Source organism: Virgibacillus proomii, from assembly GCF_018916875.1.
Classification (GTDB): Bacteria; Bacillota; Bacilli; order Bacillales; family Amphibacillaceae; genus Virgibacillus; species Virgibacillus proomii_B.
In genome coordinates this window covers 1-21,343 of record NZ_JAHLNO010000022.1, presented here as the reverse complement: position 1 = coordinate 21,343, position 21,343 = coordinate 1, and the positions used below count along the sequence as shown (strand labels likewise).

The following is a 21,343-nucleotide window of genomic DNA, read 5'->3' as shown; positions in this document are numbered from 1 at the left end:
AAAAACTGTCTCATTTTGGAGCCCTTTTTTGGTATGGGCTTAGGATTAACGCGGCTTGCTGTTCAAACGAATAAAACCCTTCAGTCATTTCGTTTGACTGAAGGGTTTTATACTACACATGCACCATTTTCCGTATCGATGGCGGTACATCCAAATAATATAAATCCCGATATCGTTGTGATGTGTTTAATAACTCTTGATGTGAGCCTTGTAACTCAATTTTTCCATTTTCTAAAAAGATTACTTCATCCATATGCTTCATTCCTGCTAGATGATGTGTGATCCAGATTAATGTTTTGTCTTCAAGCGTGGAGAAAATCGTTTTTAATAGATCCGCTTCTGTTTTAGGATCTAAACCTACAGTCGGTTCGTCCAGGATAATTACTGGGGAACCTTTTAACAAAATCCTTGCTAAAGCAATTCGTTGCTGTTGTCCACCGCTGAAAATTTGCCCCGATTCCTCCATTTGTGTGTTGTAGCTGTTAGGTAAACTCATAATATAGTCATGTAACTGGACTTTTTTTGCAACTTCGATAATTTCCTGATTTGTTGCTTGTTGATTCCCTAAACGAAGATTATTGGCAATCGTTGTGTTAAATAAATGAGGACGTTGATTTAAAATCGAAACAAATTCAAATAAGGAATCCCCAAATAGACTGGCATCACTTCCATTAATCGTGACCGTTCCTTTAGTTGGGGAATAAGAACCACAAATTAATTGAGCAATGCTCGATTTACCAGCGCCGCTCTTTCCTAATAAGGCTATTCTTCTTCCTTGTGGTATATCCATGGAAATTTGTTCCAAAACCCATTCATCAACACCTGGATATTTAAAGAAAACATTGCTTAGTTTAATATCTGCAGTTGATGGAATAAATAGTTGATTCACATCTTCTTTGTCCATTTTCTCATCTTCTTCAATACTGTTTAATCTGGCGATGGATTCATGATATTCAGGTATTTGCTCCACGGCACCTGCTACTGGCAAAAAAGCTTCCGATACAGATAAGGTAACAAGTACAAAAGCAGCGATTAGCGTAACATGCATTTCTCCTTCATGTACCATGGAACTAGACCAGTAAACCATGGAAATAACCATTGCTCCAATGATCAGTTGGCTAATAAAATCTCGGTAGCTACGTTGATTTCTAATTGATTGTTCCAGATTCGCTACCATTTGGTCTTTATTATCATCATCTTTCATAAAATCTGTTGGTTTGCCGGCAATCATCCAATCTTTAATACCTAGTAAGCCGTCTGTTAGCATTTGATATTGAGCATGTCGACCATTCTTTATTTTTTTCGTCTTCTTTCGGCTAAACCAAAGAGATATGACTGGGATGAAAATGACGATAAAAAAGAGATAAACTGCCATCATGGCCGCAAATACCCAGTCAAACCATCCTAAACACAGAATAGCAATGCCATACATGCCTAAAGCTGTAACACTTGGCAGGATGGTTCTTAAAAATACATCTTGTAAATGATCGATATCATCAGACAACATACCAAGTATTTTTCCTGTTTGGAATCGAGATCGAATAAACGCAGCTTGAGGCTCAAGGAATCGATAGAGACGACTTCGCATACTGGATAATACACGAAGAATCGTATCATGACTCGTTAGCCGTGAAAGATAGTGTAATACGGCTCGAGCGATACCAAAAGTTCGGACTGCCACAACTGGAATGTAAACCATAAGAATATTTTCGGGTCTTAAAGCAGACTTTGAAATAAGATACCCAGATGTAAACATCAAGGCTGCTCCCGAAGCTAGAGCTAATAGTCCTAATAGTATACTGATTAGAAATCCTTTGTAATGTAATTTGACATAAGGGATCAACCATGTCTTCATTGTACTCCCTCCAATTGTGACTGAACGAGTGCATAGTATTCGCCTTTATGCATCATAAGTTGCTGTGGTGTACCGGTTTCCACAATGACACCATCTTTTAAAACGATAATCCGATCCATTTGCTCCATCCAATGTAAACGATGCGTTGCAAAAAAGACCAATTTACCGATAAATAATTTCGTCATCGTCTTTTTCAATTCGTACTCGGTTTCAATATCTAAGTGTGCAGTAGGTTCATCAAGCAAAAGAATAGGACGGTTTCCTAAAAAGGCTCGGGCTAATGCCACTCTTTGCTCTTGTCCGCCACTTATAGATCGGCCCCCATTGCCTATTTCCTGGTTAATCCCAAGCGGAAATAAATGTAATAATTCTTCTAAACCAGCAGCCTTTGCTGCAGTTTTTACCTCTTCATCTGAAGCCTCTGGCTCATAAAAGCGGATATTATCTGCAATTGAACGATTAAAAATATATGGATGCTGCGGAATATACGTAATTTGATTTTGCCAAGCATCCACGTTTAATGAATTTAGAATTTGATTATTAATTCGAAACGTTCCTTGATCTGGAGTTAAAAATCCTCCTAAAATATCAATTAATGTAGATTTTCCTGCCCCGCTGGCACCAACAATACCGATTTTTTCAAACCCTTTAACCTGAAAAGAAACATCTGTCAGGGCATTAAAAGAGTCCTTATCATGACAATAATTAATCGACGATAGTTTTAATGTACTATCAGATGACCATGTGATGGAGCCTTTCGCCACTGGAATCTTTACAGGTGACGGTTCAGCTAAAATGGCTTCAATTGCCTTAGCGGCTTCTTGCCCATTTAATGTAGCATGATAGTCAGCTCCGACTTCTTTAATTGGCAGAAAGAACTCTGGTGCTAGAATTAATACGATTAAAGCGACATCTAGTAAAATATTTCCATCAATTAAGCGTAAACCTAAGCCGACGGCAACGGATGCTACGGAGAGCATGGTGAAAAAATCAAGAGCGAATGAAGATAAAAATGCAATCCGTAATGTTCCAAGTGTTGTTTTTCGGTATTCATTGCTCACCTTATCAATGGTATGACCGTGCTCTTTACTTTTACCAAGGTATTTTAATGTTTCCAACCCGCGCAGGGAGTCAACAAAATGATTTGATAGTAGATGATAGGATTGCCATTGTCTTTCCATTTTCTTATTTGCAGCTAATCCTAATAAAATCATAAAAGCAATGGTGATAGGTACCGTTAAGAATAAAATAACGCTTGATATTTTATCTTGAAAAAAAACGAAAATAAGTATCATTGGTGGAATAAGACAAGCAGCTACCATTTTAGGGATAATTAATTCTAAATAAGTGTGTAATTGGGTTCCGCCTTCCATTGCCAAGTTAACTAATTTCGCCGTACCTTGTTTATTGGTGTAGCTTGGGCCAAGCTCAAATAGCTTGGCCATTAATTGCTTTCTTTTGGCTACACGTGTTTTTTCTGCAAATTGACAGGTGACTTTTTCCTTGATCATTACCACCAAATATCTAGTAAGAAAAGCAACGAGAAATAGGATACCGATCTCCCATGTTTGAGAAACTAATTGACCATTAAATAATCGGTACAACCATTCTCCTAACCATTTTGCTTGAAAGATAATAGCTGTTGCCTCCAGCAGGGTGAGTATAATGACAATTCCCAATGTCAGCTTGATCCCTTTATATGCTAACAAATTATTTCTCATCATTTTATTCATTAATACTCTAAATGCTCCTCTTCACTAATGCGTTTACGGAATACGTAGTAACTCCAAATTTGATAGCCTAGTACAAAAGGTATTAAGGTAACTGCAACAATTGTCATTACTTTTAACGAATATGGTCCAGAGGCAGCGTTATAAATAGTAAGGTTGAACGCAGAATCGATGCTACTTACCATAACTCTTGGAAACAGGCCGACAAATACGGATACAACGGTTAAGGCAATTGTAATTCCAGTCATTGTAAAGGCCCAGCCGTCACGCTGTTTTCTTGTAAACATGCCAGCTAACACAACGGCAACAACGACAAGCGCATAAATAGGCACTAAAATAGTTCCTCTAACGGTAAAGATATCTGTATGAAAATAGGAAGCTATTACAAAAACAATTAAGCTGATACCAACAGCAACAACAATTTTCTTTGCCAGTTCGCGAGCTCTTGATTGTAAATCACCGGTAGTTTTAAGTGTGATAAAATATAATCCATGTAAAAAGCAAAGTAGGGTAATAGCAACTCCGCCTATTAATGTATAGGGCGTAATATAATGAGAAATAGAAGCATAAATATTCATTTCACTATCAATTGGCAGTCCCATGAGAAATGCCGCAAAAACAACTCCCCATAAGAACGGGTTTAATAAACTGCTTATAAAGATTGTCCAATCCCATGTGTTTCTCCATTTCTGGTTTTTCAGCTTACTTCTGAATTCAAAGGCGACACCACGCCCTATCAATAGTAATAGCATGATTACTAAGGGTAAGTATAAGCCACTAAATAATGTTGCGTACCAGTGTGGAAAGGCAGCAAACATTGCTCCGCCTGCAGTTATTAACCAAACCTCATTACCGTCCCAGACCGGTCCAATGGTGTTAATTAATACTCGTCGTTCACCAGGAGTTTTAGCGACAAATCGCATCGCCATACCTACACCAAAATCAAATCCTTCTAGGAATAAAAATCCGACAAATAATACTGTAATTAAAATAAACCAAACCTCATTTAACATATGAACCATACCCTTCCTCTCCAAAAGGATCTGTGGTTAATTTAACATCTTTTTGTTTTTCTACAGGGCCTTTCTTAGCTACCCTAATAAATAAGTAAGCCGTCACAATCGCAAGGATTAAATAGATCGTACTAAAGGCTATTAAGGAAAATAGTACTTGTCCTGCAGTAACATTCGGTGAAACAGCATCTTGTGTTTGCATAAATCCAAATACAACCCAAGGCTGACGTCCAATTTCTGTCATTATCCAGCCGGCAGTGCTACCAATAAAAGGTAAGGAAATGGCTGCTATCATAATTTTTAAATACTTGCTGCTTTGTTCCAACTTTTTGCGTTTAGCAAGGATGGCACCGTAAAGACCTAATAAGATCATGATACCGCCGGTAAATACCATAATTCGGAAACTCCAAAATGTTGTTTTTACAGGAGGAATATAATTACCTTCTCCATATAATTCTTCGTATTTAGCTTGAATGGATTTCATTCCTTCCACACTTCCGCTAAATTTGCTATAAGATAGATAACTTAGGATATATGGAATATTAACTTCAAATGAATTTTCCTTTTTATCTGTATCAATATTAGCGAATAAAGTCCATGCTGCCGGATCCCCACTGTCTTCCCAAAGACCTTCAGCGGCAGCCATTTTCATTGGCTGTGTTTTAACTAGAAACTGTGATTGTGCATGTCCTGTAAAGGCAACACCAAGTCCTGAAATAATGGCAATGATTAAAGCAATATGAAATGACTTTTTAAAAAATGCAGTATCCTGTTTTTTCAACAGTTTCCATGCACTAATTCCAGTAATTAAAAATGCTCCAGTTGCAAATGAACCAAAAACAGTATGTGGAAATTCCACCCACACTTGACCGCTTGTTATCAACTCAAAAAAGTCATTCATTTCAGCACGGCCGCCATTTATTTCAAAGCCGACCGGATATTGCATAAATGAGTTTGCCACTAATATCCAAAATGCGGAAATAATTGTTCCGATCGAAACAAGCCATATACACAGAAGATGAACTTTTTTAGATAAGCGATTCCAGCCAAAAATCCAAAGTCCAATAAAGGTTGATTCCATAAAAAAGGCTAGTAAAGCTTCAACTGCAAGTGGTGCTCCAAATACGTCACCAACAAATCTGGAATAATTTGACCAGTTCATACCAAATTGGAATTCTTGCAATATCCCGGTTACAACACCAACGGCAAAGTTAATTAAGAAAAAATGTCCCCAGAACTTCGCCATTTTTCTGTACTGTTCTTTCCCTTTTACTACATATAAAGTCTCCATAATCGCAATTATAAAAGCTAAACCAATAGATAAAGGAACAAAAATAAAGTGAAAAATAGTTGTAGATGCGAATTGAAGCCGCGATAATATAACAACGTCCATATGCTTCTTTTCCTCCCATTTTGTGTTTTTGGTTTCAGTATTTTTTGGTAAATGTCATCTACATATGAAAAAATAATGAGTTCGTTCAAATACAGATGATAGAAAGGCTTTGTTTTCAACTTCACTTGATAAATTACGGGAATCAAAAAATGAATTGTTCATTTTTGAGCAAGTTAAATTCTCAAAAATTTCTTCCCCACTTTCCATTGAAAGCTTTATTATGAAAATCGGTAAGCTTTTATTATTACTTGTTAAGATAGTACTAAAGTGCTAAAGAGAGTGAAAAAAATTTTGGAAAGTTATCATGTAAGTGAATAAGCCCAGAAGATTTAACAAACCCCCTTTTGTCTTTTTTGAACACCCTCCTTCTATTAATATACAATTAAAATCATGGTTTGGACGCACCAAATCATGAAGGTTTTGTAACTTTCTTTTGACAATTGTGTTAATAAATATAATGAATCATGTTAAGATATGGGTTATTCTGTTGTTTTTTGTATAGGATGTTTGTAGGATATTTTTTTGTATAGACGTTTGAAAGGAAGAAATACCTTGGTTTTAAAATGATCGCAAACAAGCTAAAGCAAATGAAGTTTCATTTCTATAAGCAGCGGATGATCAAATTTTATTAAAATATTATTAAAGATTTTTTAGTGATATAGTTCACAAATAATCATTGGGTAAACAATTTATAAATAAGACATTTAAAGACTTAAAATACAAGATAAACCTAGCTACTTTTATAGGTGAACAAAAGTACTTTATGGAACGAGTGCAAAAGGAGCTAAACAGGGCTATGATCTCAGGTATCCTTGTTCAACGCAACACTGGCATGTACAACGCGTTGAAGTTCGAGAACTTTAAGACTTTAGTTTTTGTGATAAGTTTTATAATATTTATAATCATTTTATCTAAAAACATAGAATAAATAATAGCAGTAATAATCAGTCTAATTGGATAGCAATTCGGTTTGGAAAAAAGACGTTTGGAAAAATCCAATAAAAATGCAGCTTTTTTAGAAAACGGAGTATTTACTAATTAGAGTAACTATTCCATCATTTATTTTCCTAATTTATGATTTATAAAGTATAGGAAATATTTGGTTGCCGATTATAGCTGAAAAATGGTATTATTTATTTAATATGTAACACTGTAGTAATTGTTTTTAGTTATAAAGTCCTAATTCATTTTTCTTGAAATCCACTGTATTCTTTTTTGTATATTAAGAAAGATAAAATTTTCTCATAAAGGTTGATTTGATTCGTGAAAATCCTATGTAGGGGTATTCAGGCAAACATCTTCACAAGTAAATTGTCCTTTTTAAGTGAAACAAGTAGAGATAAATTAAATGTATTCAGTAGTTTGCTTGTCTAACATCCTGAATACATTTATTTTTATAAGGGGGGGATTTAGTGGTTAAAAAATCAAAAAAAGAAAACAGGGAGAAGCTACCATTTCGTTTAAATTTGTTGTTTTTTATCATGTTTATCATGTTCTCTCTTTTAATACTTCAATTAGGTGTTGTTCAAATTCTTAAAGGGGAAGCTTTTCAAAAAGAAATTGACCGAACGATAAGAGATACAACGAAAGTCCCAGTTCCTCGAGGTAAAATTTATGATAGTGATCATAAGCTTGTAGTTGGTAATACTCCTTTATATGCAATAACTTACACTCCTGCAAAAGGGCTACAAGCTGAAGAACGATTAAAAGTTGCGAAAAAATTAGCATCTCTTATTTCGATGAAGACAAATAAGATTTCTGAACGGGATAAGAAAGAGTATTTTTACTTGAAAAACAAGAAGAAAGTAGTAAAAAGACTATCTGAAAAGGAAAAAGAAAAACTGGATGATACAGAAGAATACAACCTTGCCTTAGAAAGGATTACAGATAAAGAAATCAGCAATTTTTCAGATCAGGAAAAAAAGATCATTGCCATTAAAAAAGAACTGGATAAGGCTTATTCGTTAACACCCCATATCATTAAAAATGAAGATGTATCTCCAGAAGAATATGCAAGAGTTTCAGAAAACTTAAATGATTTACCTGGTATTAATGCAATAGCCGATTGGGACCGTGAATATCCATTTAAAGAAACATTTCAAAATTTAGTCGGTAATATAACTTCAGAAAAACAAGGTATACCGAAAGATAAACAGGAACAATTTATGACCAGAGGCTATAGCCGTAATGATCGTGTTGGTATTAGTGGGTTAGAGGAATACTATGAAGATGTACTACGTGGAAGAAAAGAAGTAATTCAATATACAACAACAAAAGACGGCACTACTGTGGGCTCTGAAATAGTTGTTGAAGGAGAGGCAGGAAAAGACCTTGTTTTAACAATTAATATGGAATTTCAAAAAAAGGTCGATAACATTTTAAGAGATGAATTAAAGAAAACGATTCAAAAACATCCTTATCAACATCGCTATTTGACAGATGCGATTGCAGTGGTCATGAATCCAAAGACGGGCGAACTATTAGCAGTAAGCGGGCAAACCTATGACAGGGAAAAAAATAAATTTATCGATACAGGGTATAAAGCATTGCACGATGCTCATTTGCCGGGGTCAGCCATTAAAGGAGCGACTGTACTAGCCGGGTATGAATCGGGAGTGATTGTACCAGGACAAGTTTTTAATGACCAAACCATTACTATTAAGGGAAGTCCACCAAAAGGTTCCTATAGTAATCTAGGACCTGTCAATGATTATCTGGCATTAAGACGGTCTTCCAACGTCTACATGTTTTACATTGCGCTCAAAATGGGAGGAGAAAATAGATACCCTTTCCCTAATGGAAGTGGTGCTCGATTTGATTTGGCTGCTTGGGATAAAATGCGTAGTTACTTTCAACAATTTGGTCTTGGAGCAAAGACAAGAATTGATTATCCATACGAATCCATTGGAGTTATTGGTAAAAAGCCATTTAACCCCGGTCTGTTAATGGACTATGCGATTGGTCAGTTTGATAATTACACGACATTGCAATTAGTTCAATATGTTTCGACGATTGCTAATGATGGCTATCGGGTTCGACCGCATTTGGTAAAAGAGATACGGAATCCATCCATGACAGATGACAGATTGGGATCTGTTTATCGCAGCCAAGGGACAGAAGTGTTGAACCGAGTAGATATGGATTTATCCTATATAAAGCGGGTACAGGAAGGATTCAGACAAGTGTACAATGAGCCTCGGGGTACCGCGGTGAACTATTTTGGGACAGCGAAGTATCGCAAATATAAAGCCGCAGGGAAAACGGGGACGGCTGAAAATGCCTATTATGTAGACGGGGAAATGAAAGCTAATACAGAGAATTTATCATTAGTTGGGTATGCTCCTTATGATGATCCGGAAATGGCATTTGCAATTATCGTACCTCATACAGGGATTGCTACTGGAAAACACCCAATTAACTTTACCATCGGGCAAGGCATTTTGGATGCTTATTTTGAAACATTTAAACAGGAAAAAAAGCAGCAGTAGTTTTTAGGTGAGACTCTGGATAAATAGGAGTCTCTTTATCTTTTATCCTGAACGTGCCATAACTTCAAGAGTTGCAAAGAATACAAAGAAGTTTAAATGGAGATAACGTCACCTAAATTCCGAGATGATAGAATCAAGGAGACTGCTTGATAGGCGCCCGACGGAAGAAAAAGTACTTTTCTTTTTTAAAGACAAGGAAAGCTTCGGCAGCGATACATCGCGGTTTTTCAAGGACGCCCGAGATGTTAGCCTTTGTTCTACTTCTAGCAGTAGGGATGAAGGAAAAGCACTACTTCATGAAGTTTCATTTTATCTAGGAAAACCAGTTAAGAGAGAGGAGACAAAATACATGCGGAAAGTAATCGTTACTCCCTTTCAAAAAGAGTGGAAGAAAACGTTTTTGCAAGAAGCGGAACGGGTACAAGAAGTTTTTAAGGATGAATTGATTACAATCCACCATATTGGTAGTACAGCAGTGCCGGGATTAGCTGCTAAACCGACGATAGATATGATGCCAGTCGTAATCTCAATTTGGCAAGTTGATCTCTTTATAAAAGGTATGGAAAATCTGGGATACGTTTTTTTAGGAGAGTATGGGCTTAAAGGTAGAAGATACTTTTATAAAGGTGAAGATGACCATACGCATCATGTTCATGTATACGAAAAAGGAAGTGATGAGATTAAGCGGCATCTTGCGTTTAGAGATTATTTAATTGCTCATCCTAAAATAGTGGATAGGTATAGCAAATTAAAGCTCACTTTAGCGGCTCAATATCCAACTGATATAGCGGCATATATTCAAGGGAAAAACAATTTTGTTAAGGAAGTGGAGCAGCAAGCATTAAAGTGGTACGACTTACAAGCAAATGGCTAAACATTCTAACATTCTCGAAGCTAGGCCTATTGCTCCCATAAAAAAGTTAAAACAGTCTGTCAGAATTATGAATAATGCTTCTGAACTGCTATTATTGTTGCGGGATCTATATCCGTTTTTACATGCGGATAATTTTTTAAAAAAGTGGCTTCGTTGCCAAGCTTAAACCTCAAACAGTGCTAAACTTCAGTCTTCTTCCTACATTAAGTCAACGTGGCTCCAAAATTGTCGATTTGTTTAAAGGCCTTAGGTCATACCCTTGTGGTACTAACATTCAAGAAGAATAGCATTCCTGAATGAAGTTTCACTTTATCGCTTAAGAAGTTTCTGTTTGTACGTCGCTAACCGAGCACTTCTAGCTTTTGTTCTTGTCAGAAAAGTTATTTTTTTAGTATAATAGTTTCTAATTTTCTCTGTATTAAGGCGTGATCCTCCTCCTGTCAAGGGAGAGATAGTTTGTTTTTATCAAATTCAGAAAGAGGGAATAGCTGTGGTGTTGGGGATTCGTTGGCTAATATTTTTATTTGGAATCATGGCATTTAGCCTTGGCGTAAGTATGTCTATCAACATGCAACATCTCGGTATCCATCCTTGGGACGTACTTAATGTTGTATTGTATGAAAAACTGGGATTATCCATCGGGTCATGGGCAATTATTATTTCTATTTTATTAATAGGTGTGTCCTGGATACTTGATAAAAGTTATATTAAGTTAGGCACTTTTTTCAATGCGATTTTAGTTGGTATTTTTGTCGATATTTATTTGCTACTTGATTTTTTACCAACCGCATCCTATACATGGATGGATTATGTGTGGATGGTTATCGGTATTATGATTATGGGAGTAGGCGGGGGAGTTTATAATGCTGCTAATGTAGGTTCTGGACCGAGAGATGGTTTTATGCTGTCTATTTCAGATAAATTATCGGCGTCCGTCGGTAAAGTGCGGATCATTACAGAGACCTTTGTATTACTGATTGGTTTAATATTAGGCGGACCTGTTTTTTTATTTACGTTTGTTTTTACTTTTATTCAAAGTCCAATCTTCCAATTTACCTATGGAAGACTTCGGGCCAAGGTAATGAAATTAGAAACAGGATATATCGAGAATAAAGCACGTGCATAACTACTGAAAAGCCTTTCCATCCTGTAACCGTAGACCTGACAATGGGCAATAGATAGCGTTATCTCATTTAGACCTCTTGTGTTCTCTTAACTCTTAAAGTGAGAGTCTTACGGCCTTAGATGAGGGATAAATTAATAGGATTAGAAGATAGTTAATTGCTTAGCACTGTTTATCCCGTATGTAAGGTGCCGTAAGAATCCCACTTCAAGAGCCTGAGTTGGTACAAAAGGGCCTAAGTAGGAGAAAACGGCATCTAAATGCCCGATTCGTTCAAGGGCCTTTAGGTCATACCCTTGCGGTACTAACATTCAGTAGGAGCTGGAAGAAAACTCCTACTGAATGAAGTTTTACTTTATCCTAAGTATATCTTTTTAGAAGAAGTTCAAAAAGTCTGATGAAATGACATAGCCAGCGTCACAGGAAGCTGGCCAAAAGTCTCTAAGTTCGTTTTTATGCAACCTTCTCTTGTAATAGGTCCTTATGATTTTTCTACGCCTAATCAATCGCTTTTTGCACATCATAAGCTTGCAAATCGATATCTGTCTGCTGATTCATTGCCAGTTTAGCTAATTGCGAGCCGATAAATGGTCCCATCGTTAATCCGGTTGATCCAAGACCGTTTGTTAAAAGCAGACCATTAAAACCCGAAAGACGGCCAATTACAGGAAGATACTCAGGTGTAACTGGACGAAACCCCATTCTGGCTTCAATAATTGCAGCTTTTTGCAAAACCGGAGCGAATTCCATTGCTTTTGTCATAATTTCATGCATACCACCAACAGTAATTTGATAATTAAGATTTACATTGTTTTCGTACGTAGCTCCAAGTACAACTCGCTTGTCAGGAAAGGTAAGCATGTATTGGTTATTTGGGGGCTTTACGACAGGCCATAATGACGTATCTCCTATATTATCTGGAAGTTGCACATGTAAAATTTGCGCGCGCTGGGCTTCTATTCGAAAAGTAATCCCCAATGGTGCTAATAGCTCTCCCATCCAAGCACCAGTTGTGGCAATGACTGTATCTGCTGTTATTTCTTGTTGATTATCAATGGACACACCAGTGATTTTTTTACCAGATACTTTTAATGTTGCTGTTCCCTTTATTCGTTGTGCATGATGCTTTTGTGCACCTTTAATTAATGCATCGCGAAGTTTCCGACCATTTACTCTAGCTGCTCCGCTTACATAAATAGAACTGTATTTATCCTCTAAAATTGGGAATTTATTCTTTGTTTCCTGTGGAGTTAGTATGCCAATATCACCTATTTCAGGAGCATCTAATCTTCTTTTTTCAGCTCGTACCTTCATTGCTTGTAATTTTTCCTGATCCTGATGGAGATGCAGTGCGCCGACCTGATTATAACCGATGTCTGTCAACCCATCTCGGGCAAGTGATTCTACTAACTTAGGATACATGCGTGCGCCAGCCTTAACAAGCTGATACCAGTCTTTATTTCTTCGCTGAGAGAGCCAAGGACAAACAATGCCTGCTGCAGCATCTGTAGCTTGTCCAGGATCACCACGATCGATAATTGTAACATCCTGTTTACTTTTGGCAAGAAAATAAGCAGTTGAGGCTCCTGCGATTCCACTTCCGATGATAATTATCTTTTTTTTCATCTTACATTCACTACCAGTAAATTCATGGATGTTATGGTACATTTTTTTAAAATCATTGATCCTTTTCCTCCAATCGAGACACTAATACCATGATAAAAATAAACTAAAGAAAAGTAAATGAAATACCAATTTTCATGATGTTAAATTCATTAAAACGCTACTCAAGTGGCATGAATTTTGATAAGCTAATAATTATAAAAGCTAATAAAAGGAGAAAATGATCATGGCAAAAACAGTGATTTTTGGACATAAAAATCCAGATACTGATGCAATCTGTTCAGCAATAGCCTATGCAGATTTAAAGCAAAAATTAGGTGTAGATGCTGAAGCGGTCAGATTAGGCAACGTTAACAAAGAAACACAGTATGCGCTTGACTATTTTGAAGCAGAAGCGCCACTAAATATTGAGAAGGTAGAGGAAGGTACAGAGGTTATTCTTGTGGATCATAATGAGTTCCAGCAAAGTGTAGCAAATATTAAAGATGTTCACATTAAGGAAGTTGTCGATCATCACAGAATTTCTAATTTTGAAACAAGTGATCCGCTATACTTTCGCGCAGAACCTGTAGGATGTACCGCGACGATTATAAATAAAATCTATAAAGAAAACAACATAGAAGTTCCGAAAAAGATTGCAGGATTATTAGTATCTGCAATTATTTCCGATTCTCTATTATTCAAATCGCCAACTTGTACAAAAGAAGATATTGATGCAGCTCATGAACTGGCGAAAATTGCTGGAGTTGATGTGGAGAAATATGGTCTTGAAATGCTAAAGGCTGGGGCCGATTTAAGTGATAAGCCTGTATCAGAATTAATAACAATGGATGCAAAAGAATTTTCCATGGCCGATGCAAAAGTAGAAATTGCGCAAGTAAATGCTGTTGATACAGAAAAAATTTATCAACAACAAGCTGAGATTGAAAAGGAAATTGCTAATCATATTCAGAAAAAGGATCTCGACTTATTCTTGTTTGTGGTGACAGATATTTTAAATAATGATTCTGAGGTACTCGCTTTAGGAAATGGTAAAGCAAAGGTGGAGAATGCCTTTGGGGTAAATCTTGATCAGCGTAGTCGCGCATTACTAAAAGGCGTTGTTTCACGAAAAAAGCAAATCGTCACTGCATTAACAGATGCTTATGAAAAATAAGAAAAATCCAGATAAGGGTAGAGCCCTTTATCTGGATTTTTTTATACAACCGTATAAACTTATTAAAAAGTGTGTCACTTGTTTACTTGCCAAATTAATTCCCTTCTAAAAAAGAATGCTCTTGATCAAAGCTATGTTCGTCAATTTTTACATGCTATAGAACGAATAAATAGGGTAGTAATTACAAAAACTGATACAAATGCATGATAGGAGGGATTTTTTTGGGTAAACCGAAAGGACCTAAGCAGCAGGAGCATCCGAACTTGCCAGAAAGCCCTAAACAACCATATGGTGAACCGTTAAGTGGTTCTAAAAAAGTAAAAACAGCCAATCATGCTAAGCAAAAGTATAATCCACATCATGGGCTTTAGACAAAAGGCTAATAACTGAAAATTGCAGTGGAACAAGTCTTCATAAATTCTCCCGTATTGTATGGATATGGGAGAATTTGCTTTTAGAGGTATATCTTTGTTAATGCAAGTGATCTTTTTATAAACCAGACAGGTAAATTTTTCACAGGTATTTAGTTATTGTTTTTAAATAGATGTTAAGAGGAAGTTCAAAAGATAAAAATGACAGGGAATTTCATCATAAAGACAAATTAGTGTAGAAGGTGTTTCTGTAAAAATTCCCCCTGTATGTAAGGATCCGTATTTCTCTTATTTCAACCGTTTTTTTATTACTGACGACTTTGCAAAAGAAAATCGCTACTAAATGATAATGGTTTTACCACCAATCAAGAAGAAAAACACCCCTTAAATAAGTTTTATGTTATCTTCTTTTTACACATATATGTTAATGTGAGTTTGTTATTATTTAATATATACCATTTTGATAAGGGGTTGCTTTGTATGTGGAAAGACTTTAAAGAATTTGTGTTTAAAGGAAATGTAGTTGACTTAGCTGTTGCAGTAGTAATTGGTACAGCTTTTAGTGCGATTGTTACATCGCTAGTTGAAAATATAATTACACCGCTCATGGGAATTCTAATGAATGGGATTGATTTTAGTCATTTGTCTCATAACGTTGGGGAAGCCGAGATAAATTATGGACGGTTTATTCAGTCGATTATTGATTTCTTTATTATTTCCGGGTCTATTTTCTTATTTATTCGTTTACTAATGAAGTTTAAACGGGAGAAAAGGGAAGAAACTGTAGAACAAGAGCGAGAGGTGAATCCACAAGAGGAATTGCTCAGAGAAATCAGAGATTTGCTAAAAGAGCAGAATCAAGCAAATTAAGAACGAATGACAAAGGGGAAACGTATGAAAATAAAAACGTACACATCTGTTTATGAAAAAAGTTGGCTGGAGTGCCGAGTTTTAGCATTTTTAGACACTGCTTACTATGACAATGTTTTTCGAAAAAAAGAGCAGTATGATAATCCTGCTATTGAGTTGGTGGCTATAAAAGATGATAGAATAATTGGTTTAATTGATGTTGAATATGAATCAGAGCCAAATTCGGTCTGTACCGGAAATAATAATAAGTGTGGCGGAATGATTTGGCATCTTGCTGTTCATCCCGATTATCAACGGCAAGGAATTGCTTGGCAATTATTAAAAAAAGTAGAGACAATTGCTTTGGAAAAAGGTTTAGCTTATTTGGAGGTATGGACCAGAGATGATCCTTGGGTATTGAATTGGTATAAAAGAAATGGTTTTACCCCTATTCATTCTTATTTACACGTCTTTCTTGGGGGCAATCAAGAAGTTATGAATTTAGCAAGTAAACTGCCAGATCTTCAGCCTGTTCAGGCATGGGCTCATTACACTGGAGAGAATGAAGAGATGATTCGCTCAGCATTTCAACGTGTACATAGATGTACAGGCTTTATCAAGAAGGTGATAGAAAATGATTCATTCTATTGAACGTTTACGAACAGGAGACACTAGACAGCAAGAAGCATATAAAACAATTCTTCAGTTAAATATTTTAAACGATTTACAACATTATCACCCCGTTTTATGTGGTACCTATCCACTAGCTATCTTTGTAGAGTATTCCGACTTAGATATTATTTTACAAGCGTTTCATTTAGATAGGTTAGAATCAGATATAAGACGTTTTTACAGCGGATTTTCAGATTTCAGCATAAAAAGAAAGAGAATAAGAGATCAAGAAGTAATAAAAGCAAATTTTCAGTTTCATACATTTATGTTTGAACTGTTTGGACAAAAACAGGCCGTTGATCAACAGAATGCATATCTCCGTATGGTGATTGAAGACCATATATTAAAACAAAATCCGACATTTAAGAGAGAAGTTATCCGCTTAAAGCAGGAAGGAATGAATACAGAGGCTTGTTTTTGTAAGCTATTACGTTTAGAAGGAGATCCATTTGAGCAGTTACTTCTTTATGGGAAGCAAACAGGAATCATTGGCTAAGGAGATGAACAATTTTCGTGCTTGTTTTGTTTATTAGCTAGGTTATAAAATTTTGTATAGAAGTTGAATTACCGTGGAAAACATATATGAATGTAACTGGAAAAGTATATGGGCTGGAGCTTCTAACGGCAGTGTTTTAACGTCTAAAAAAACTGTGGTACAACATTTCAAGATGATAATGCTCTTGTTTCTTTTACAAATGATAAAGTAGAAAGAGACAGAAAAAAAGAATTTTCCCGTTTCATAGGTGATTGCCATATACAAAAATTAGTTACTTGCCATAGGTTATTAGTGTACCAATCACAGGAAAGGGGAATTTTTATGAGACATCATTATGGACATTGTGGTTATCCACCGAAAGTTGTTCATCCTACAAAATATAAATGTGTTAAACAATGTAGCGAAGATGTAGTAGAGCATATTCATCCATCTCACACAACCGTTCACAATCATCATACTACGATAAATAAGCATGTATTTCCACATTCGACATCTGTGCAAAATACGCACAGCTGTGTAGACGTGTATGGAGGTTCTTACAATGTTCCTCCACAAGTAGGAGGGGCAATGGCGCCAGGATATGGCCCAGGACAGGTAGCGGGAGCGATGGCACCAGGAATGGGAAACGATTGTCACAAGCCAAAACATTGTAAACATCCACATAAATGGTGATAAACTTGAAGCTGGCATATGATATGTCAGCTTCTTATTTATCATGAAGGAAGCTGTATTGTTACTTTAATGTTCAAGGAAACGGTTGTATTCTATAAACGTAAATGAAGGTCTAGAAAAGGAGAACTAACATGAAAATATTAACTGTAACAGGCTATAAACCGATGGAGATCAATATTTTCAATGAAGAGGATGAACGGATTACATATATAAAAGCTGCTCTTGAAAAAAGACTTATCCCATTAATTGAAGCAGGAGTAGAATGGGTACTGATTTCAGGACAGATGGGAGTTGAATTGTGGGCTGCTGAAGTAGTATTTGAATTACAAGAGACATACAAAGTTAAATTAGGGGTTTTTCCACCGTTTGAGAATCAGGATAGTCGCTGGCCGGAGCAACTTCAGGAGAAATATCAAGCAATTATAGCTACCGCAGATTTTTACAAACCAATCTATCAAGGTGAATATAGAGGAGCCTATCAATTTAAAGCAAAAAATATGTGGATAACTGATAAAAGTGATGCGTGTTTATTATTAATGGATCAAGAATACCCCGGTAGTACACGTTTTTTTTATGAAACTGCCAAACAAATGATGAATGAAAGCGATATTTATATCATTACACCCTCAGATTTAGATGATGTCGTGGAAGAAATAAGAATGTCGGATCCCGATTACTGGTTATAGGTGGGAGCTTAATATTTATGAGTAAATGCCGAAATTTACTGTATGAAGGAGTTCGGTAGCGGAAGTTCCAATGCTAAACTTGATAAGGAAGTGAGCCTAAATTGTTTTTAGTAATCAAAATAAAGAAATTGAAATTATTAGCAAGATAAATTCCGCTAAAGTTAAAACAGCTTAGCTGTAGTTCTGAAAGGGTTCACTAGGAAAGTGCTAGCTTTCCTTATTAATTTAATCATTATGTGCCATCGTGCATACACTCTAAAGAGGAGTGATGTACCTATGTCATATATGCAATCAGATTACCAACCGCCTACTTCCGTTAGTTTGCCGGATACCAGAACGATGAAAGTGTATGGAAATGGAAAGATAGCTGTAAAGCCTAATGTCGCCATTGTCCAATTAGGAGTAGTAACAGAAAATAAATCCCTTCACAAAGCACAACAGGAAAATACAGAAAAGATGAATAAGGTGCTTCAAACTTTAGTGAATTTAGGCATCCCCAATAAAGATATTCAAACCTCAGCCTTTATAATTAATCCAAAGTATGATTATCAAAATGGTAAGCAGTTTAATCAAAGGTATCAAGTTATGCATATGTTGCAAGTTAGGTTAACCCATATCGATCAGGTCGGTATTGTTATTGATACTGTTGTTAGCCAGGGAGTAAATCGTATAACCGATATTCGTTTTACAACAGATCAAACAGATATATTTTATGAAAATGCGCTTCAGTCCGCTTTACTAGATGCTAAGCGTAAATCTTATACAATTGCTAAGACATTGAAGCTTCCATTATCCCCAATGCCAATTCGTATTGTTGAACGAACCATTAACCCGCCAGCTATCTATAAAACAGCATCTGCAACTACAGAAGGATTTGCAACACCTATTCAGCCAGGACAAATTGAAATAGAAGCAGCAGTTGAGTTGGTATACAGTTACTAAGTTTCAAATAATGACAGGTACGATTTTAAATATTTTGCGAAATGGGAAGGTAAAGAAAACTATTTGTCGAATTGTAAACAAAAGAATAAAAATATACGAGGAGGTGAAAGGTTGGAGAAAAAGAATGCAAAAAATGAATATGAGATTGATGAACGCCTTCAATATGTTGATCCAATTAGTGAGATAGTAAAAAGAGCAGAAAAAGAGGGACATTTCGATCACTTACCAGGAAAAGGAAAACCATTGAAACTAAGAAATGATTACATGAATCCAGAAGAGAAGCAGCTTTATAAAACGATGAAAGATAATCATATTCTTCCAAAGTGGATTGAACTGGCAAATGAAATTGATGCATTAAAGAAGGAGTTATTTAGATCAGAAAGTAAAGAGAGAAAGAAAAAAGTGAAACGTATCAACAAAAAAATTAAAGAATACAATTATCTTTGTCCTCCATCCTTACAACGAAATAGAATTGAAAATTAAGCTATTCGTACACATTCAAATAGAAGATAAATAAACCGGAGTAGTTCGAGATTGACTAGTTTTGAGTAGTAGTACAGTGTATGCAGTAAAATACATGCTAGCCAAGAACAAAAGCTAGAAGGGCCTTGGTCAGCCCGACAAGCGTTAGAATTTTGACGAGGAGGCTTGCCCGTACGAAGGAGAGGAAAACGATTTCGAGGGGGATCCTCCTATGATTCATGGAGAAAGGGAAATAGTAATGAATTATATAATCCGGCAGATGACCGAGAAGGATATAGAGGCCGTACAACAAGTAGCAAGAAAAAGCTGGCATACTACGTATCAGGGGATTATACCTATGTCCATTCAAGAAGAATTTTTGACTCGTGCATATAGTAAAGAAATGTTAGCGAAAAGGTTAATGTTTTCGCATCTGTTTGTTGCCGAACTTGATGGGAAAGTTGTTGGCTTTGCAAATTATTCCCCAATGACAGAACAAGGAGTTGCTGAGTTAAATGCAATCTACTTACTACCGGATTATCAAGCGATGGGTATAGGAACAGCCCTGTTAAAAGCTGGATTAGATTTCCTAAAAGAAGTTAACATAATTTATTTAAATGTAGAACAGGATAATGAAATTGGTAAGCGGTTTTATAAGCGAAAAGGGTTTAATATAGTGGAGAAATTTACAGAGGATTTTTCCGGACATAAGTTAAATACGATCCGGATGGCGCTGTATCTTTAAGAGGTGAAGAAACCCCTTAAATGATCACCTTATTGCATTAAAGAATGTTACTATGTTCGTCTTAACTTCAATACTAAAACTTTATTTATTTTAACTTATCCAAAAAGAAAAAGTTTTTCCTATCATGAAGTAATTGATTTACACAAAAAATAAATGAACGGTTAATTGTAGCTATTAGTACTCATATTTAATATGAATTCTAATACTTGGAATAAACTTTAGTGGTACCAGCTAATAATTAATTCAACCTGTCCATAACTCAGTTAGACAGGCACTGGTCAAAGTGTTAACATTAGCACAGTCTAATAAAAGAGCTTAGTATATTTAGATTCACTCATTAGAAGAAAAATTTAAATATTTGCTTGTAAAATGACTGATTCAGATATGGAAATTAGCATCATTCGATTAATGAAGCGACAAGTGCTTTAATCAAAAAACGCGAAACTGGGCTAAGTCGGGAGAGCGAGTCATAAACTCGAAACAGAAACTGCCAAAGTTGAGAGAGTGAGCCATAAACTCGAAACAGAAACTGCCAAAGTTGAGAGAGTGAGTCATAAACTCGAAACAGAAACTGCCAAAGTCGGGAGGGCGAATCGCCAACTTGGGACAGATTCTACTAAAATTGGTTAAGTGAATCGTAAATTTCATGAAGCCTAAAAGGAAAAGTAGGGGAAATATGCAAAGCTTGGAAATTATGAAACATTTTTGTATACCTGTACGTAATAAACTGGAAAGTATTTATCCATACTCGCCCGTTTATCGGGTGAATTATTCTGGTGAGGTTATCGTTGTTAAAAAAACACAAAAGCCGTTCGAACGAGCAAAAGGTATAGTAAGCTACACCAAGTATTTAAAAAGAAACGGTATTCTCGTTGTTACACCAGTTGCAATGGAGGTGGATAACCCGCAAAAAATAGGTGAAGATTGCTATATAGTATATCCATTTATTGAAGGGAGAAAATATCAGGGCACGAATCAAGAAATTTACGAAGCAGGAGAGTGGAGAGTTATTAGGCAAAATACATGCATGTTCACCTGTAGAGGATACATATGATTTAACTACATATGATGTGTCACTAGTGTTGCATAAAAACCAAAAATAAGAGAATGATTATTCAGATTTATTTTGATCAGGTAAAAGAGCTAAAAAGACAATACCGACCAAAAGGTGTTACTGTCCATTTGGTATTATT

Annotated in this window: 19 protein-coding genes; 14 read left to right on the top strand and 5 right to left on the bottom strand. The window is 36.0% G+C overall.

Annotated elements, in window-relative coordinates:
- Positions 1-112: 112 nt before the first annotated feature.
- Genes cydC through KQI21_RS12855 form a run of 4 tightly spaced genes read right to left on the bottom strand, consistent with a single transcriptional unit; the run spans position 113 to position 5,991 of the window.
- The gene (cydC, locus tag KQI21_RS12870) at positions 113-1,855 is read right to left on the bottom strand and encodes a thiol reductant ABC exporter subunit CydC (protein ID WP_216484579.1); all 1,743 of its coding nucleotides are present in this window, start codon (positions 1,853-1,855) and stop codon (positions 113-115) included.
- Complete coding sequence (gene cydD / locus KQI21_RS12865; protein WP_216484593.1) at positions 1,852-3,576, bottom strand: thiol reductant ABC exporter subunit CydD; 1,725 nt, start codon at positions 3,574-3,576, stop codon at positions 1,852-1,854. The genes cydC and cydD overlap by 4 nt, the downstream gene beginning before the upstream one ends.
- Before the next feature lie 11 nt (positions 3,577-3,587).
- Entirely contained in the window at positions 3,588-4,607 is a 1,020-nt protein-coding gene (gene cydB / locus KQI21_RS12860; protein WP_216484578.1) for a cytochrome d ubiquinol oxidase subunit II, read from the bottom strand.
- A complete protein-coding gene (locus KQI21_RS12855; RefSeq protein ID WP_216484577.1) occupies positions 4,588-5,991 on the bottom strand; it encodes a cytochrome ubiquinol oxidase subunit I in 1,404 nt (467 codons plus the stop codon). The genes cydB and KQI21_RS12855 overlap by 20 nt, the downstream gene beginning before the upstream one ends.
- A gap of 1,412 nt (positions 5,992-7,403) precedes the next feature.
- Between KQI21_RS12855 and KQI21_RS12850 the strand changes: the two genes are divergently transcribed.
- The 3 genes from KQI21_RS12850 (at position 7,404) to KQI21_RS12840 (ending at position 11,479) form a co-directional block, all read left to right on the top strand.
- Positions 7,404-9,479, top strand: a complete 2,076-nt coding sequence (locus KQI21_RS12850) for a peptidoglycan D,D-transpeptidase FtsI family protein (protein WP_309245555.1) — start codon at positions 7,404-7,406, stop codon at positions 9,477-9,479.
- 349 nt (positions 9,480-9,828) lie between these two features.
- Entirely contained in the window at positions 9,829-10,353 is a 525-nt protein-coding gene (locus KQI21_RS12845) for a GrpB family protein (protein ID WP_216484576.1), read from the top strand.
- A gap of 490 nt (positions 10,354-10,843) precedes the next feature.
- On the top strand, positions 10,844-11,479 hold the full coding sequence (locus KQI21_RS12840) for a YczE/YyaS/YitT family protein (RefSeq protein WP_216484575.1): 636 nt from the start codon (positions 10,844-10,846) through the stop codon (positions 11,477-11,479).
- Between the two features lie 495 nt (positions 11,480-11,974).
- Here KQI21_RS12840 and KQI21_RS12835 read toward each other — a convergent pair whose 3' ends face one another.
- Positions 11,975-13,102 carry an NAD(P)/FAD-dependent oxidoreductase gene (locus KQI21_RS12835; RefSeq protein ID WP_216484574.1) on the bottom strand — a complete coding sequence of 376 codons (1,128 nt, stop codon included), beginning with the start codon at positions 13,100-13,102 and terminating at the stop codon, positions 11,975-11,977.
- A 223-nt stretch (positions 13,103-13,325) separates the two neighbouring features.
- Between KQI21_RS12835 and KQI21_RS12830 the strand changes: the two genes are divergently transcribed.
- The 11 genes from KQI21_RS12830 to KQI21_RS12780 all read left to right on the top strand — a co-directional run bounded on the left by KQI21_RS12830 (position 13,326) and on the right by KQI21_RS12780 (position 21,204).
- Complete coding sequence (locus tag KQI21_RS12830) at positions 13,326-14,255, top strand: manganese-dependent inorganic pyrophosphatase (protein WP_216484573.1); 930 nt, start codon at positions 13,326-13,328, stop codon at positions 14,253-14,255.
- Between the two features lie 221 nt (positions 14,256-14,476).
- Complete coding sequence (locus KQI21_RS12825; protein ID WP_216484572.1) at positions 14,477-14,626, top strand: small acid-soluble spore protein P; 150 nt, start codon at positions 14,477-14,479, stop codon at positions 14,624-14,626.
- Positions 14,627-15,106: 480 nt separating this feature from the next.
- Positions 15,107-15,496: a large conductance mechanosensitive channel protein MscL gene (mscL, locus tag KQI21_RS12820; protein WP_216484571.1), complete on the top strand. Its 390-nt coding sequence runs from the start codon at positions 15,107-15,109 to the stop codon at positions 15,494-15,496.
- Between the two features lie 24 nt (positions 15,497-15,520).
- On the top strand, positions 15,521-16,126 hold the full coding sequence (locus KQI21_RS12815; RefSeq protein WP_216484570.1) for a GNAT family N-acetyltransferase: 606 nt from the start codon (positions 15,521-15,523) through the stop codon (positions 16,124-16,126).
- A complete protein-coding gene (locus tag KQI21_RS12810) occupies positions 16,110-16,643 on the top strand; it encodes a DUF4269 domain-containing protein (protein WP_216484569.1) in 534 nt (177 codons plus the stop codon). Before KQI21_RS12815 ends, KQI21_RS12810 begins: the two co-directional genes overlap by 17 nt.
- A 321-nt stretch (positions 16,644-16,964) precedes the next feature.
- Positions 16,965-17,315 carry a CotD family spore coat protein gene (locus KQI21_RS12805; RefSeq protein ID WP_216484568.1) on the top strand — a complete coding sequence of 117 codons (351 nt, stop codon included), beginning with the start codon at positions 16,965-16,967 and terminating at the stop codon, positions 17,313-17,315.
- Between the two features lie 131 nt (positions 17,316-17,446).
- On the top strand, positions 17,447-18,001 hold the full coding sequence (locus KQI21_RS12800; RefSeq protein ID WP_216484567.1) for an SLOG family protein: 555 nt from the start codon (positions 17,447-17,449) through the stop codon (positions 17,999-18,001).
- A 276-nt stretch (positions 18,002-18,277) separates the two neighbouring features.
- Entirely contained in the window at positions 18,278-18,943 is a 666-nt protein-coding gene (locus tag KQI21_RS12795) for an SIMPL domain-containing protein (protein ID WP_216484566.1), read from the top strand.
- Positions 18,944-19,054: 111 nt separating this feature from the next.
- On the top strand, positions 19,055-19,426 hold the full coding sequence (locus tag KQI21_RS12790) for a DnaJ family domain-containing protein (RefSeq protein ID WP_253291470.1): 372 nt from the start codon (positions 19,055-19,057) through the stop codon (positions 19,424-19,426).
- A gap of 238 nt (positions 19,427-19,664) precedes the next feature.
- Positions 19,665-20,150, top strand: coding sequence for a GNAT family N-acetyltransferase (locus KQI21_RS12785; RefSeq protein WP_216484590.1), 486 nt, complete (start codon positions 19,665-19,667; stop codon positions 20,148-20,150).
- Between the two features lie 676 nt (positions 20,151-20,826).
- Positions 20,827-21,204, top strand: coding sequence for a protein kinase family protein (locus KQI21_RS12780; protein WP_216484565.1), 378 nt, complete (start codon positions 20,827-20,829; stop codon positions 21,202-21,204).
- Positions 21,205-21,343: the final 139 nt, after the last annotated feature.

What these genes read in the sequence shown, in the direction of transcription:
- cydC (WP_216484579.1), bottom strand. Translation starts at nt 1,855, where the DNA reads ATGAAGACATGGTTGATCCCTTATGTCAAATTACATTACAAAGGATTT.
- cydD (WP_216484593.1), bottom strand. Translation starts at nt 3,576, where the DNA reads ATGAGAAATAATTTGTTAGCATATAAAGGGATCAAGCTGACATTGGGA.
- cydB (WP_216484578.1), bottom strand. Translation starts at nt 4,607, where the DNA reads ATGGTTCATATGTTAAATGAGGTTTGGTTTATTTTAATTACAGTATTA.
- KQI21_RS12855 (WP_216484577.1), bottom strand. Translation starts at nt 5,991, where the DNA reads ATGGACGTTGTTATATTATCGCGGCTTCAATTCGCATCTACAACTATT.
- KQI21_RS12845 (WP_216484576.1), top strand. Translation starts at nt 9,829, where the DNA reads ATGCGGAAAGTAATCGTTACTCCCTTTCAAAAAGAGTGGAAGAAAACG.
- KQI21_RS12835 (WP_216484574.1), bottom strand. Translation starts at nt 13,102, where the DNA reads ATGAAAAAAAAGATAATTATCATCGGAAGTGGAATCGCAGGAGCCTCA.
- KQI21_RS12830 (WP_216484573.1), top strand. Translation starts at nt 13,326, where the DNA reads ATGGCAAAAACAGTGATTTTTGGACATAAAAATCCAGATACTGATGCA.
- mscL (WP_216484571.1), top strand. Translation starts at nt 15,107, where the DNA reads ATGTGGAAAGACTTTAAAGAATTTGTGTTTAAAGGAAATGTAGTTGAC.
- KQI21_RS12815 (WP_216484570.1), top strand. Translation starts at nt 15,521, where the DNA reads ATGAAAATAAAAACGTACACATCTGTTTATGAAAAAAGTTGGCTGGAG.
- KQI21_RS12810 (WP_216484569.1), top strand. Translation starts at nt 16,110, where the DNA reads ATGATTCATTCTATTGAACGTTTACGAACAGGAGACACTAGACAGCAA.
- KQI21_RS12805 (WP_216484568.1), top strand. Translation starts at nt 16,965, where the DNA reads ATGAGACATCATTATGGACATTGTGGTTATCCACCGAAAGTTGTTCAT.
- KQI21_RS12800 (WP_216484567.1), top strand. Translation starts at nt 17,447, where the DNA reads ATGAAAATATTAACTGTAACAGGCTATAAACCGATGGAGATCAATATT.
- KQI21_RS12795 (WP_216484566.1), top strand. Translation starts at nt 18,278, where the DNA reads ATGTCATATATGCAATCAGATTACCAACCGCCTACTTCCGTTAGTTTG.
- KQI21_RS12785 (WP_216484590.1), top strand. Translation starts at nt 19,665, where the DNA reads ATGAATTATATAATCCGGCAGATGACCGAGAAGGATATAGAGGCCGTA.
- KQI21_RS12780 (WP_216484565.1), top strand. Translation starts at nt 20,827, where the DNA reads ATGCAAAGCTTGGAAATTATGAAACATTTTTGTATACCTGTACGTAAT.